10 protein-coding genes are annotated in these 14171 nt (G+C 69.1%); 9 read left to right on the top strand and 1 reads right to left on the bottom strand.

Annotated elements, in window-relative coordinates:
- The first annotated feature begins 7 nt into the window (after positions 1–7).
- Positions 8–1189, top strand: coding sequence for a S8 family serine peptidase (locus AB0C66_RS13795; protein ID WP_362436869.1), 1182 nt, complete (start codon positions 8–10; stop codon positions 1187–1189).
- A gap of 92 nt (positions 1190–1281) precedes the next feature.
- Here AB0C66_RS13795 and eccCa read toward each other — a convergent pair whose 3' ends face one another.
- Positions 1282–5304, bottom strand: a complete 4023-nt coding sequence (gene eccCa / locus AB0C66_RS13790) for a type VII secretion protein EccCa (RefSeq protein ID WP_362436867.1) — start codon at positions 5302–5304, stop codon at positions 1282–1284.
- 327 nt (positions 5305–5631) lie between these two features.
- Here eccCa and eccD point away from each other — a divergent pair, with 327 nt between their 5' ends.
- The 8 genes from eccD (at position 5632) to AB0C66_RS13750 (ending at position 14149) form a co-directional block, all read left to right on the top strand.
- Entirely contained in the window at positions 5632–7032 is a 1401-nt protein-coding gene (gene eccD / locus AB0C66_RS13785) for a type VII secretion integral membrane protein EccD (protein WP_362436865.1), read from the top strand.
- 18 nt (positions 7033–7050) lie between these two features.
- Positions 7051–8586, top strand: a complete 1536-nt coding sequence (eccB, locus tag AB0C66_RS13780) for a type VII secretion protein EccB (protein WP_362436863.1) — start codon at positions 7051–7053, stop codon at positions 8584–8586.
- Positions 8587–8625: 39 nt separating this feature from the next.
- Positions 8626–8967 carry a hypothetical protein gene (locus AB0C66_RS13775; protein ID WP_362436861.1) on the top strand — a complete coding sequence of 114 codons (342 nt, stop codon included), beginning with the start codon at positions 8626–8628 and terminating at the stop codon, positions 8965–8967.
- Between the two features lie 56 nt (positions 8968–9023).
- Positions 9024–9344, top strand: coding sequence for a WXG100 family type VII secretion target (locus AB0C66_RS13770; protein WP_362436859.1), 321 nt, complete (start codon positions 9024–9026; stop codon positions 9342–9344).
- A gap of 52 nt (positions 9345–9396) precedes the next feature.
- A complete protein-coding gene (locus AB0C66_RS13765) occupies positions 9397–9900 on the top strand; it encodes a type VII secretion system-associated protein (protein ID WP_362436857.1) in 504 nt (167 codons plus the stop codon).
- 62 nt (positions 9901–9962) lie between these two features.
- Positions 9963–13286 (top strand): AAWKG family protein, encoded by a 3324-nt coding sequence (locus tag AB0C66_RS13760; RefSeq protein ID WP_362436855.1) that lies wholly within the window; start codon positions 9963–9965, stop codon positions 13284–13286.
- Positions 13287–13317: 31 nt separating this feature from the next.
- The gene (locus tag AB0C66_RS13755) at positions 13318–13773 is read left to right on the top strand and encodes a YbaB/EbfC family nucleoid-associated protein (protein WP_362436853.1); all 456 of its coding nucleotides are present in this window, start codon (positions 13318–13320) and stop codon (positions 13771–13773) included.
- A gap of 4 nt (positions 13774–13777) precedes the next feature.
- A complete protein-coding gene (locus AB0C66_RS13750; protein ID WP_362436851.1) occupies positions 13778–14149 on the top strand; it encodes a hypothetical protein in 372 nt (123 codons plus the stop codon).
- Positions 14150–14171 lie beyond the last annotated feature (22 nt).

The raw sequence follows: 14171 nt of genomic DNA, 5'->3' as shown, positions 1-14171 counted from the left end.
GTGCCGTATGCGATGCGACCGTTACCGCCGCGCTCTGGCGATTGCGGCGGCAGCCGCGATTCCCGCTTTGGTGCTGCCCCAGCCAGTCCATGCCGACACCGGTGACCCGGTGAGCCTTCCCCCCCTGCGCCTGCGGATGGGCGCCGACGACGCGTGTGCGACCGCCTCCGCCAAGACCGCCGACACCCAGCCATGGACCCGCCAGGCGCTCCAGCTCTCCCGTTCCTGGCAGCTGTCCCAGGGCTCGGGGGTGACGGTGGCCGTGGTGGACACCGGCGTCGGTGAGAGCGCCCCCGCGCTGTCCGGACGGGTCACCGCCGTGGACGGCGCGGGCCAGGACTGCGTGGGCCACGGCAGTTTCGCGGCGGGTCTGATAGCGGCCGCTCCCACCGGGAAGGGCGCGGTGACCGGCGTGGCGCCACATGCGCGTGTCCTCGCGATACGGGGCACGGACGAGCATGGCACGCCCAGCGCCCAGCGGATCGCGGACGGCATCACGGCCGCCGTGGACAAGGGTGCCTCCGTGGTCTACGTCGGCCAGACCCTGACCACCGGAAGCAAGGAGCTCACCGAGGCGGTGGCCCATGCCACCGCCAAGGATGTGCTGGTCGTCGCTCCCGCCACCCCGGACATCGCACCCCAGGGAGCCGACGGGAAGACGGACACCCGCGCCCGCGCGTACTGGCCGGCCCGCGTCTCCCGGGTGCTGTCCGTCGTGGACTTCGGACCCGCAGGAGGCCGTCCGAAGGACGCGCCCGCCGCGCTCGACGCCGATCTCGCCGCGCCCGGTGACGCGGTGGTGGGCATCGGGGCCAAGGGCCGTGGCCACTTCATCGGTTCGGGTGCGTCGCTGGCCGCCGCGCATGTCGCGGGGGCGGCGGCCCTGATCCGCGCCTACCACCCCGAACTCTCCGCCACGGAGGTCTCGCACCGGCTGCTGCGGGCCGCCTACCCCGATGAGGCGCCCCGGCTGGACACCTACGCGGGGCTCACCGCGGTTCTCCCCACCGAGGCCGCGGCCGCCGAGCCCGCACCCGGCCCCGCACACGTCCCGGCGGCGGCGTCCCGCACCCCCCGCGAACGGGCCCTGCTGATCGGTGCCGGGGGTCTGGGTCTGGTACTGCTCGTGGGCGCGGCGATGGTGATCGTCCCGCGTGGCAAGGCCCGTGGCTGGCGCCCGGCAGGCTAGGGCGCGTCCGGCCCGCAGGCCGCGGGGAACACCCCGGACGCGGGGGGCGCGCCCGGCGCGTCCCCCCGCGTCCGCGGGACTCAGGCGGTTCGTCATGAGGTCCGCGGCCCCGTGGCGTCCGGGCCCCCACCGGTGGTGTCCGGGCGGACCGGATCCGAGTCCATCAGCGCCGTCTGGATCTGCACGCTCTTCCGGCGGGCGATCCGCACACCACGTCCCGGCAGCAGGTTGCGGCCCTTGATGTTGCCGAACACATAGCCTTCCGACGGCGGGCAGGACAGCAGGATCCCGGGCGAGTTGACCTCCTGGAGCCGTCGCATCAGCGGATCGTTCAGCCCGCGGCCCGCACCCGCCGCCGAGCGCGCGACCACCAGGTGCATCCCCACCTCGTAGCCCAGGGCGAGATGGTCCATCAGCGGGGAGAACGGCTGGTTGAGCGGACCGCCGCCACCGACCATGTCGTAGTCGTCGACCAGGACGAACAGCCGCGGCCCGGTCCACCAGTCGCACAGCCGCATCCGCGCGGGGGCGATATCGGGACCCGGCACCCTGGTCCGTACGGCGCGTGCCGCCCCGTCGACCAGTTCCTTGAGCGCGTCGATGGAGACGGCGTGCCCCAGCCGGTATGCGTCGGGCACGGCCTCCACCAGCTCACGGCGGTAGTCCACCACCATGATGCGGGCCTCGGCGGGGGTGTAGCGGTCGGTGATGGCGCGGGCCATCAGCCGCAGCAGATTGGTCTTGCCGCTCTCGGTGTCACCGACCACGATCATGTGCGGATTGGCGCTGAAGTCGTGCCAGACGGTGTCCATCCCGTCCTCCTCGATCCCCAGCGGCACCCGCAGATCGCCCTCGGCGGGCGGCAGTTCGGCCGCTGGCAGGAGGGTGGGCAGCATCCGCACCGGAGGCGCGGGCTCGCCCGGCCAGGCGGCGCGGGCCCGCGCCACCAGATCGGCCACGCCCTCGGACAGGTCCTCCGCGCCCGACCGCCCGTCGATCCGCGGCAGCGCGGTCAGATAGTGCAGCTTGGATTCGCGGGTGAGACCGCGGCCGGCGATCCGCGGCACCCCGGCCGCCTTGCGCACATCGATATTGGAGTCCATCGGGTCACCCATGCGCAGTTCCAGCTGGGTACCGGCCTGGTCGCGCACCGCCGAGGACAGCTCCACCCAGCGGGCGGTGGTGACGATGAGGTGGATGCCGTAGTTCAGGCCGCGGGCGGCGATGGCGTTGAAGGTGGCGATGTGCTGGTCGTAGTCCTGCCGGACGGTGGACCAGCCGTCGACGACGAGGAAGGCGTCGCCGTGCGGCTCGTCCGGGAACTCCCCGGCGGCCCGGCGGCGCCGGAAGGTGGCCATGGAGTCGATGCCGTGGTCGAGGAAGAACCGCTCACGGCGGGCCAGCAGTGAGGTGATCTCGGCGATCACCCGGCCGACGCGCTCCTTGTCCATCCGGGCGGCCACCCCGCCGACGTGGGGGAGGTTCACCATGCCCGCCAGAGTGCCACCGCCGAAGTCGAGGCAGTAGAACTGCACTTCGCGCGGGGTGTGGGTGAGGGCGAGGGACATGATCAGGGTGCGCAGCAGTGTGCTCTTGCCGCTCTGCGGACCACCGGCGATGGCGACATGGCCACCGGCGCCGGCGAGGTCCACCAGCAGCTCGTCACGGCGCTGGTCGAACGGGCGGTCCACCACACCGACCGCTGTGGTCAGCCGGCCGCGCCGCGCCGCGTCGCCGATGGTCAGCCCGTGCTCGGGGTGTTCGATGAGCGGCGGCAGCAGCTCGTCGAGGGTCGACGGCTCGTTCAGCGGCGGCAGCCACACCTGGTGTGCGGGCGGTCCGGCGTCCCGCATCCGCTCCACGGCCACCGACAGCAGCGAGTCGCCCCCCTCCTCGTCCGGCTCCTCGGGCTCGTTGACCGGCAGATCGGGTACCTGGCGTGGCACCACCCAGCCGGCCGTCCATGGCACCACCTGGCTGGCCACCCGGGCCTGGTGGGCGGCGGAGCTGCGGTGCCGGTACGGGCCGGAGACATAGGCGGCGCGGAAGCGGGTCAGCGCCTCCACACCGGTCTTGATGAAACCGCTTCCGGGGCGTGGCGGCAGTTCGTAGGCGTCCGGTACGCCCAGCACGCCGCGGCTCTCCATCGCGGAGAAGGTGCGCAGACCGATCCGGTAGGACAGATGGCTTTCCAGCTGGTGCATCCGGCCTTCGTCGAGCCGCTGTGAGGCGAGCAGCAGATGTACTCCGAGGCTGCGGCCGAGCCGTCCGATCATGACGAACAGCTCCATGAACTCGCGGTGTGCGGCGAGCAGCTCGCTGAACTCGTCGACTACCACGAACAGGCTCGGCAGCGGATCCAGTGGGGTCCCGTCGGCGCGCGCCTTCTCGTATTCGAGCGCGGAGGTGTAGTTGCCCGCGGCGCGCAGCAGTTCCTGGCGGCGCATCAGTTCGCCGTGGAGGGCGTCCTGCATCCGGGAGACCAGTGCCACCTCGTCGGCGAGGTTGGTGATCACCGCGGAGGTGTGGGGGAGTTCATCAAGGCCGAGGAAGGTGGCGCCGCCCTTGAAGTCCACCAGGACGAAGTTGAGTGTTTCGGAGGAGTTGGTGAGCGCCAGCCCCAGTACCAGGGTGCGCAGCAGCTCACTCTTGCCGGAGCCGGTCGCGCCGATGAGCATGCCGTGCGGACCGGTGCCGCCCTGCGCGGACTCCTTGATGTCCAGTTCCACCGGAGTCCCGTCGGAGCCGACCGCGATCGGCACCCGCAGCCGGTCCGAACCGGTGCGCCGGGACCACAACGAGGGCGGCTCATGACGGTACAGGTCGGAGATGCCCAGCAGGGTCGTCAGCTCCGTGTCCGAGGCCAGCGGTTCGGCGCTCTCCACCGCCAAACCGATGCGGTACGGGGCGAGCCGCTTGGCCAGTGAGACGGCGGTGCTCGTACTCATCCGGTCCGGCCGGCCGAGCGGGGTCTGCTGCTCCTTGCGCTCCCGGTCGGTGCGCACCAGCCGCATCACCTCCTCGGCCATATCCAGCCGCAAGGTGGCCCGGCCCGGCCGCCAGGTGAGCGAACCGGCCAGGTCCAGGATGACCGCGTTGCGGAAACCCGGCCCGTCCATCCGGTGGCCGCCGGGGACCGTCACCCCGTCCAGGACCACCACGGTGTACGGTTCCTCACGCCCCGCCGTCGCGTCGGGCTCGTACGGCGGCCGCTCGCCGAATTCCGCCCCGAGCAGATCGTCGAGCTCGTTGACCGAGGACACCACCATCCGCACCGAACCCGCGCCGTCGGACTCCTGCTGGTGGAGATTGTGTGGAAGCCACTTCGCCCATTCCCAGTCCGCGCGCCGTTCGTCGGCCGCGCACACCGCGATCCACAGATCCTCGGGCGAGTGCACCACGGCCAGCTGGGCCAGCAGGGCCCGCGCCAGCGCCCGGCTGCGGTCCTCGTCCCCGCGGAACAACACCCGGGCCCAGGTGCGCAGATAAACCGCGATCGGCTGCTCGGGCACGGTGGAGTACGCCCGGATGAAACTGCGCAGCGCGTGTGCGCTCAGCGGCTCCAGGTCCTCCACCGGCTTGGTGGACAGCGGAGCAAGCCGCAGCCCCAGCTTCTGGTCACCGACCGCCACCCGCACCTCGGCGAAGTCCTCGTCGCCCGGCCGCCGCTCCCACAGCCTGGTGGTGCCCACCAGCGACCACAGCGCACCCGGGTCCGGATGACGCCAGGCCAGCGCCCGCTGCTGCTCGACCACCGCGGACCGCACCTTGCGCCGGGTCTGGCGCAGATAGCGGAGGTAGTCACGCCGCTCGCCCTTGAGCCGCTGCTTGCGCTCACTGCCCCGGCGCGCGAACTGCCCCAGGATCATGGCGGCCGCGGACACCACCATCATGCCCAGCGCCACATACATGAACGCACCGCTGCGGGAACCCCCGGGCCTCATGTACATGAACATCATGGACACCGACATCAGCGCCATCGGGAGGTAGTTCCACACCGCCGAGCTGTCCGGTGTGACCTCCGGGAGCGTGGGCGGCTCCTGGAGGCTCAACTCGCCTTCGGGCATGTCCGGTCCGCGCCGACGCGCGGGCCTGCGGAACAGGACGGTACTCAAGTGAGCGGTCTCCTTAGAGGTGCTGCCGTGGGAGCGCACCCGGCACGGCACACCGGGGCGGCGTTCGGGCGCTGACCTGCGCGGCAGGGCAGCGGGATACGAGTGAGCGGGCAGGCGCGGGAGACGGCAGGGCCGTGTGGGCCAGGCCGGGGGCAGGAACCCCGGCCGGGGTGTGAAGAGTCTACGATCCGACTCTACGGTGCGCTGAGACGGCCGCGAAGCAGCAGGCGGTGCAGACAAGTAGTGTGCAACCGATCCGCGCACACGTCCAACGTAAGCCTCTCCCCGGAGAACCCCCGGATCTCCCGACGAAGCGTGAGTTTCCCCATGACCGAAAGTGCAACGGCAGGGCTGTGCCGCATCACGGTGCGCGCGCCCGCCAAGTCCATCGACCTCGCGGTGCCCGCCGACGTACCCGTGGCAGACCTGTTGCCCACTCTGGTGAGCTACGCCGGTGACACGCTCGCCGAAGAGGGCCTGGAACACGGTGGCTGGGTTCTCCAGCGGCTCGGTGGCGGGCCGTTGGAGGAGGACAGCAGTCTGGAGTCGCTCGGACTGCTCGACGGCGAAACGCTCTATCTGCGCCCCCGCACCGACACCCTGCCCGAAGTCCTGCTGGACGACCTGGTGGACGGCATAGCGACCACCATGGCGGACCGCCCCTTCGGCTGGACCGCGCGGACCGCCCGCCGGGTGCTGCTGGCACTGCTGGTGCTCACCCTCGCCGCCGGGCTCGTCGTACTGGCGCAGCCCGGCTATTCCGGCTCGCTGCGCGCCCTGGCCGCGGCCGCGGCGGGTGTGCTGCTGCTCGGCGGCGCCGGATCCGCGAGCCGCGCCGTCGGCGACGCCGAGGCGGGCGCCGCGCTGGGCTTCGTCGCCGTGCCCTACTTCGCCCTGGCCGGCTGGCTGCTGCCCGGCGGCGCGCTGAGCGGCCCGCACCACTACGAGACACTGGGCGCCCGGCTGCTGGCCGCGGGAGCCGCCGGAGCCGGCGGAGCGATGCTCGCGGTCGCGGTGGTGGCCGCCTTCGCCGCGCTCTTCCTCGCCCTGGTGGCGGTCGCGGTGGCGTCGGTCCTGGCCGCGGTGCTGATGATGACCTGGGACCTCGGACCGGCACACGCGGCCGGCATCATCGCCCTGGCGGCGGTCATCTTCGGGGCCTTCGTCCCGTCGATGTCCTTCCGGCTCTCCGGGCTGCGCATGCCACCCCTGCCCACCAACGCCCAGCAGCTCCAAGAGGGCATCGAACCGCATGCGCCGTCCGCCGTGGCCGCCCGCACCGTGGTCGCCGACGGCTGGATGACCGGGCTCTACGCGGCCACCGGCGCCATCTGCGCGGCCTGCCTGTTCGGACTCGCCTACCAGCCCAGCCTCCCCAACACGCTCACCGTCGTGGCCCTGTCGCTGCTCCTGCTGCTGCACAGCCGCGGCCTCGGCAACACCCTCCAGCGGCTCTCCCTCGTCACCGCCGGGATCTGGGGCGCCGGGCTGCTCGCCTACGACACGGCCACCTCGGCCACCCCCGCCGGACGGCTGCTGCTGACGGCCGGGCTGCTCGCGGTCGCCGCGGCGACCGCCATCGCCTCCTGGACCGTGCCCGGCCGGCGCCTCGTGCCGTACTGGGGCCGGGCGGCCGAGCTGCTGCACTCCGCCATGGCCATCAGCCTGCTGCCCCTGTCGCTGTGGGTGCTGGGCGTGTACGGCGCGCTGCGCGCCTTCAACGGATAGTCCGGAGGACCCGCACCGATGCAGAACAAACGCGACCAGGTCCAGGCCCATATGTTCCTCATGGGCCGGCTGACCTCCAGCATGCTGCGCTCCGACCCTGACTCGCCCGAGAGCCCCCAGGGCCGCACCAACCGGGGCATCACCATCGGCATCATCATCGCCGTGCTGCTGTGTGCCGGGGCCTTCGTGCTCGGCCTGATCAACCCCGGCAAGCAGAGCTCCTGGCGTTCCTCCGGCGACCTCATCGTCAACAAGGAGACCGGCGGCCGCTATCTCTACCTCGACGGCCGACTGCGCCCGGTGCGCAACTACTCCTCGGCCCTGCTCCTCGGCGGAGCCGACATGGGCACCACCACCGTGAGCGCGGCCTCCCTCAAGGGCACCCCCTACGGCACCCCGATAGGCATCGAGGGCGCGCCGGACGAACTGCCGGGCCCCGGCGAGCTGTCCGAAGACCCCTGGCAGGTGTGCTCCACCGCCGTTCCCGCCGTGACGAAGTCCGGCCCCCGGGCCGTCACCACGCTCGCCGTCGGCAGCGACGCCGACGGAAACGGGCTCGGCAGCGGCGAAGGTCTGCTGGTCGCGGGGCCGGAGGGCACCGACTACCTGGTGTGGCAGGGCAGTCGGCTGCGTCTGGACCGCAAGTCCGGGGCCGAGGAGGCGCTCGGCTACGCGTCCACCCGGCCGGTCCCGGTCTCGGCCGCCTTCCTGAACGCGCTGCCCGCCGGCCCCGACCTGGCCGCTCCGCAGACCCCCGGTCTCGGCGGCGAGGGACCCACCATCGGCGGCCGCACGACCACGATCGGCCAGGTCTTCAAGCTCGCCGTACCGGGTGCGAGCACGCGCTACTACGTGCTCGGCGAGGACGGCCTCGCGCCGCTCACCCCGACCGAGGTGGCCCTGGTGCTCGGGGACCCACGCACCCGCGAGAAGGCGTACGACGGCCGCTCCCCGCAGCCCGTGACCCTCAACTCCGAGGCGCTGCGCAGCCATCTCGCCCCCGGGGCGGGGCAGTCCAAGGGCCCGGGGGAGTCCCCGGAGAACCCGCCGAAGGCGGTGTCGGTGCCCGCCGGCCACACCCTGTGCGCCCGGGTGACACCTGAGGGCAACGGCACCCGCGTCGGCGTCACCCTGCCCGCCACACCCGATCTCGGCCCGACCGCCCAGCACGCGTCCGGAGTGGCCGCGGCGGCCTGTCTGCCGGTGGACCGGATCACCGTGCCGCCGGGCGGCGGAGCGCTGGTGCGTGCCGTGGGCGCGGGGGGCGGCAAGGTCGGCAACACGGTCTATCTGGTCACCGAGACGGGGGTGAAATACCGGCTGTCCGGCAAGGACGCGGTCACCGCGCTGGGTTACGAGAGTGTGACACCGCGGGAGATGCCCCTGCTGATGCTGGCGATGCTCCCTTCCGGCCCTGACCTGCACCCCAAGGCCGCAGAGAAGGGCCGTGCCGATGTCACGGCGCCGCGCTGTGACTGGCGGAAGAAGGCCGGACACAGCAAAAGCAATCTGACGACAAGCCAGGAGGGCGGGAAGACAAACCCCGACGCCTAGCATCACCGGTCCCGGATCGAAACGACGAGAGGGACACCCGTGGCCGTCAACGGCATGCAGCAGTCGGAGGAATCCGCAACACGGAACGGCGTACAGGCGCTGGAGATGGCGTTCAGTGGCGTCATGAAGTGCCGTCAGGACGTCGAGAGCACCAAGAACAACCTCATGGCCCACTACAAGGGCAGTGACGGCGGCGCCTTCAGGGACCTGGTCACCGCTTGGGAGGAGAAGGCCGACGTCATCCTGACCAACGTCCAGGACATGATCGAAACGCTGAACCAGACCCTCGCCGAGCACGGCAAGCAGCAGGGCTCCTCCAACGAGGCCATCAACCAGGCCTACGCCGCGTCGGACTCGGTCTTCGACGCCCTGGCCGGCTGACCCGAGCGGCCCGGCAATCCACCCCCTGCGCATCCGAAGCGAGACGAGGACAGGCAATGAGCGATTTCAGTGACGGCTACATCTACGTCGACTACTCGCAGATGAGCAACGCCGCCGACGACATGATCAGTCAGACCAAGGCCATCGCGACGACGCTCTCCAACCTGGAGATGGAGCTCAACGAGCTCAAGAACTCCTGGATCGGTGACGACAAGGACGTCTACACCCAGAAGCAGACGGCATGGGACAACGCGGTCAAGGCCATGGAGGACCTGCTGACCAAGCACTCCACCCTGCTGACCTCGGTCTCCGAGAACTACCAGTACAGCGAGAAGTCACTGACCGAGATGTGGGGCTCGGTGAAGATCGGCCGCTGACGCCGCTCCACGCGGTCGAGGCCCCCGAAGGAAGCGAAGGAAAGGACACGTCGTGGCGAAGGAAGACCCGAACTCCCATACCAAAAAGCTGTCCATGGACAAGGCGGGACTCCAGTCGTTCCTGGACGACCGTGTCCTGCCCTTCAAGGACGAGGTCCGCAAGATCGGTGAGGACGACCCGTCCACCGGGCCGTCGATGGCCACGCTGATCGGTGACGCGGACATCACCGACAAGGGCTTCGACTCCTATGACACCGGCAAGCCGCTGGGCATCGGATTCATGCTTCAGGCAGAGAACCTCGGCGGCAAGGGCGAGGAGCTCAACAAGGCCGTCGGCAAGACCGCCACTGATCTGACGACCCTCTACGAGGAGCAGACCAAGCTCTTCAAGGACGTCGAGGACAATCTGCGGGACACCATCGACACCCTCTTCAAGGCGCAGAACGACAATCTGCTGTCGATCGACGGCCAGGACTTCCTGGATGTGTTCGAGGACGTGGACAGCGATCTCAGCGGTGGCGGGGCCGGCGGCGGCAAGGACAAGGACGACGAATGAGGGTGTGACCGTCCCGCGCTCCCGCCTCAGCCCACCGTCCAACCTCCCGGAGATGTCACATCGTGGCCGAAGAGAAGTCCGTCTTTCCCGCTCATTCCACTGATGACTACTGGCACACCGCTGTCAAGGTGCTGACGGGATACGACACGCCGCCGAGATCAACTCTCTTCAACGACCTGCTCGGCAACGATGAGATCCCACTGATGCGGGTGGAGTTCTCTGACATGGGCGGTGCGCCGTCCAACGCCACGCTCGACGCGGTCAACGAGATGAGCTGGCGCACCGAGAACTCCGGGTGGCGCATCGAGAACACCGACTTCGTGGTGCCCTTCTACTCCGGGAAGGGTGGCTCGATCGGGGACGCCTCGGTGGGCACCAAGGTGAAAATGAAGAAGGCCCGGATCACCCTGCTGGGCACCGCGAGCACCGACTCGCCCCCGGCGGGCGGTGGTGGTGAGGGCGGCGAGTTCAAGAGCAAGCTCGGCAAGGATTTCCAGAGTCAGAGCAAGGACACGGTCTGGAACAACAGAGCGCTCGCCCAGTACAGCTACGGCACCGGCAGGGCGCTGGACTGGCTGGCGAACCACGGCAGCACCATCGATTTCCACTGGAACGACCTCCGGGTCGAGAACAAGAACGCCGTGGACCTCGAGTCGTTCACGAGGGCGGCCGAGGCCTACGACCGGGCATCCCAGTTCTTCAGCCACCGCCTCAAGGACCTCCAGGACTGGGAGTTCGACCTCGGCAAGGAGGAGGCCTCGTGGAAGGGACAGGCCGCGGGGGTGTTCAGGGACATGATCCACGGCCTTGCCCGCAACTACGAGACCTACAGCGAGCAGTTCCCCACCAGCGGGAGCCTCCATTCCAAATACGGCAATGATCTGCGGAAGTTCAAGACGGACATCGAGAATGCCGTACGCAAGCTGCACGGCAAGTGGGACACCTGGCAGCTGTTGACGGGCAACCCGCTGCGTTGGCTGCACGACATCCTGCTCGAAGTCACCAAAGAGGTGTGGGAAAACAACATCAAGAAGGTCCGGTATGAACTGAACAAGAGCTACCACGGCATAGGACCCAGGGGACACCACAAGGTCAAGTACGACGGCTTCTACGGCGGGGACAGGAAATACGGGCCGCTGGAGGAGAAGGGGACCTGGAAGAAGATCGGTGAGGAGGCCATCCGGCGCTGGCAGCAGAGCGTCATCGACGTCCTGGGCACGGCCGGTAAGCAGGCCCTGATCGACGTACAGAACTCCATCAACGACCAGAAGTTCCCCGAGAAGATCAACACCGAGACCACCAGCCTGAGCCAGCACTTCTCCAAGGACCAGGCCGCGCACGACAGGGACGAACAGAAGAAGAAGCAGGAGGAGGCGGAGAAGAAGGCCGACGAGGCGCAGAAGAAGGCCGATCAGCGCCAGGAAGAGGCCGATCGCAAGGCGGACGAGAGGCAGAAGGAGCAGGACAAGAAGCAGGAGGAGGCCGAGAAGAGGGCCGATCAGAAGCAGGCCGAGCAGGAGGCCAAGCAGGAGGAGAAGGAGAAGGAGGCCGAGCAGAAGCAGGCGGAGAAGGAGAAGGAGGCGGAGCAGAAGCAGGCCGAGCAGGAGGCCAAGCAGGAGGAGAAGGAGAAGGAGGCCGAGCAGAAACAGGCCGAGCAGGAGCAGAAGGCCGATCAGAAGGAGCAGGAGCAGGAGACCAAGCAGGCGGAGAAGGAACAGGAGGCGGAGCAGAAGCAGGCGGAGCAGGAGGCCAAGCAGGAGGAGAAGGAGAAGGAGGCCGAGCAGAAGCAGGCCGAGCAGGAGCAGAAGGCCGAGCAGCGGCAGCAGGATCAGGAACAACAGCAGGTTATTGCTACTAATACGGCACGAGCCGAGCGAGATCAGCAGAAGAAGGAACAGGAACGCAAGCAGGCGGAGCAGGAGGCCAAGCAGGAGCAGAAGGAACAGGAGGCGGAGCAGAAGCAGGCCGAGCAGGAGAAGAAGGCCGAACAGAAGGAACAGGAAGCCGAGCAGAAGCAGGCTGAGAAGGAAAAGGAGGCCGAGCAGAAGCAGATTCAGACCGAGAGCGAGTACGAAGCCAAGCAGGCCGAGCAGGAGGCCAAGCAGGCGGAGAAGGAGAAGGAGGCGGAGCAGAAGCAGGCGGAGCAGGAGGCCAAGCAGGAGCAGAAGGAACAGGAAGCCGAGCAGAAGCAGGCCGAGCAGGAGAAGAAGGCCGAACAGCTTCAGCAGGAGCAGGAGGCCAAGCAGGAGCAGAAGGAGAAGGAGGCCGAGCAGAAGCAGGCCGAGCAGGAGAAGAAGGCCGAACAGCTCCAGCAGGAGCAGGAGACCAAGCAGGAGCAGAAGGAACAGGAAGCCGAACAGAAGCAGGCCGAGCAGGAGAGCAAGCAGGAGCAGAAGGAACAGGAAGCCGAGAAGCGCCAGCAGGAGTTGGAGGCAGAGCAGGAGCAGAAGCAGAAGGAAGCCGAGGAGCAGTTCAACAAGCAGTCCGACGGACTCGGACTCGGCGGCGGGCGGGGGATCGGCGACCCCGGTCTGGACTCCGGACTCCCCGGTGACAACGGCGCCACGACCACCCTCAACCCCGACGGGTCGGTCACCCTGGACTCCCCGGACGGCAGCTCCCGGACCATCGATTTGCCCGGCGGCGACGTCTCGACGACCCTGCCCGACGGTTCCCACATCTCCGACTCGCTGAGCCCCGGACACTCGATCACCAACAGCGACGGCTCCACCACCACCATGGGCCGCGACGGCACCCTCACCACCGAGTTCCCCGACGGCAGCAGCAGCGTCCTGGACCCGGACAAGGGGACGCTCACCAACCACCAGCCCGACGGCACGACCACCACCACCCCGATCGAACGCGGCCAGACACTCCCCAGCGAGCTCGGTGGCGCATCCCTCCCCGGCGGCTCACACGGCGGCTCGGTGTACTCGCCCTCGTACAACGGCGAGGGCTACGAGGAGGAGCTGTACGACCAGCTCCCCGGCTCCGGCGACCCGTCCCAGCACGGACTGGGCTCCGGCAGTGGGTCCGGCGGTGGTATGCCGATGCTGCCCCCGGGCACCCACATGAACGGCATGACCAGCGGCGGTTCGAGCGAGCACGAGCGCGTCCGCGGCGTCATGGACGACGGGCAGCCCCTCACCCGGCGCGCCCCCAGCCAGTCCAGGGGCAGCTATCAGGAGGAGGAGGTGCCCGTCGCGAGCCGGGGCGGCACCTCCACCATGTCCGGCGGCATGCCCTTCATGCCGCCCGGTGGCGGCGGCATGGGCGGCGGTCAGCAGACCGAGTCCGGCGACCGCGAACGCGCCTCCTGGATGGAGGAGGACGAGGACGTCTGGGGTACGGACGAGGGCGGCGCGCCCGCCGTGATCGGACGTTGAGCACAGTGGGCGGAGCGAGGGAAGGACGGACGTGACCGAACCGATCAAAGACCGGCTGGCCAAGGCCGTGGCCAAGCTGGAGGAGACCCAGAAGGCCGTGGCGCACGCGCAGGAGCGGCTGAGCACCGCGTCGGTCACCGTGCGCTCCCGCGACCGCAGCGTGGAGGTCACGGTCAGCGCACAGGGGCAGCTGAGAGAGGTGAAGTTCCTCGACGGCAAGTACCGGACCATGGGCGCCGCGCAGTTGTCGGCGTCCGTGATGGAGGCGGCCCGGCAGGCGCAGGCGCAGATGGCGCAGACGGTGCTGGACACCTTCCAGCCACTGTCCGAGACCGCGGGTGAAAGGCCCCACATCGAGGGCTCCGGTGTCGACTGGGACCAGATCTTCGGACCGCTCACGGACACGGTGGCCCGCGGCGCGAACGCACGCGGCGGGGCCAGTGACGGACTGCGCGACGAGATCCATGAGGACGGGGAGAAGAGGTAGCACGATGAGTTTCGGATACGACGACAAGTTCGAGGCCGACCCCGGTCGGCTACAGAGCTTCCTCGACGAGAATGAGCGCTTCGCCAAGCAGGCCGCGTCCCTGGGTTCCGACTTCACGTCCGCCTTGGAGCCGTACTCGGACTGGTACGGAATCGACGACGACTTCGCGAATGAAGTGGGCCCTGAGTACCGCAAGAGCGTGAAATCCGTGACGGAGACGTTCAACGCCATCGGCCAGGCCATCGCCGGCATCAGCGGCGGCCGGCTTCAGGAGATCATGGGCATCAAGAAGGCCCAGGGCTTCGCCATGGACAACATGCAGGAGGCCAAGGCGGCGACGCAAAACATCGGTGAGAGCAGCCGCGGAAAGCACTGAACGTGGTCGTCCAAGACAGCAT

Source organism: Streptomyces sp. NPDC048636 (genome assembly GCF_040650655.1).
Taxonomy (GTDB): domain Bacteria; phylum Actinomycetota; class Actinomycetes; order Streptomycetales; family Streptomycetaceae; genus Streptomyces.
This window is presented reverse-complemented; position numbering and strand designations above follow the sequence as displayed.

Coding starts and splice junctions, on each gene's coding strand:
- AB0C66_RS13795 (WP_362436869.1), top strand. CDS start 8: ATGCGATGCGACCGTTACCGCCGCGCTCTGGCGATTGCGGCGGCAGCC.
- eccD (WP_362436865.1), top strand. CDS start 5,632: ATGACCGAAAGTGCAACGGCAGGGCTGTGCCGCATCACGGTGCGCGCG.
- eccB (WP_362436863.1), top strand. CDS start 7,051: ATGCAGAACAAACGCGACCAGGTCCAGGCCCATATGTTCCTCATGGGC.
- AB0C66_RS13770 (WP_362436859.1), top strand. CDS start 9,024: ATGAGCGATTTCAGTGACGGCTACATCTACGTCGACTACTCGCAGATG.
- AB0C66_RS13750 (WP_362436851.1), top strand. CDS start 13,778: ATGAGTTTCGGATACGACGACAAGTTCGAGGCCGACCCCGGTCGGCTA.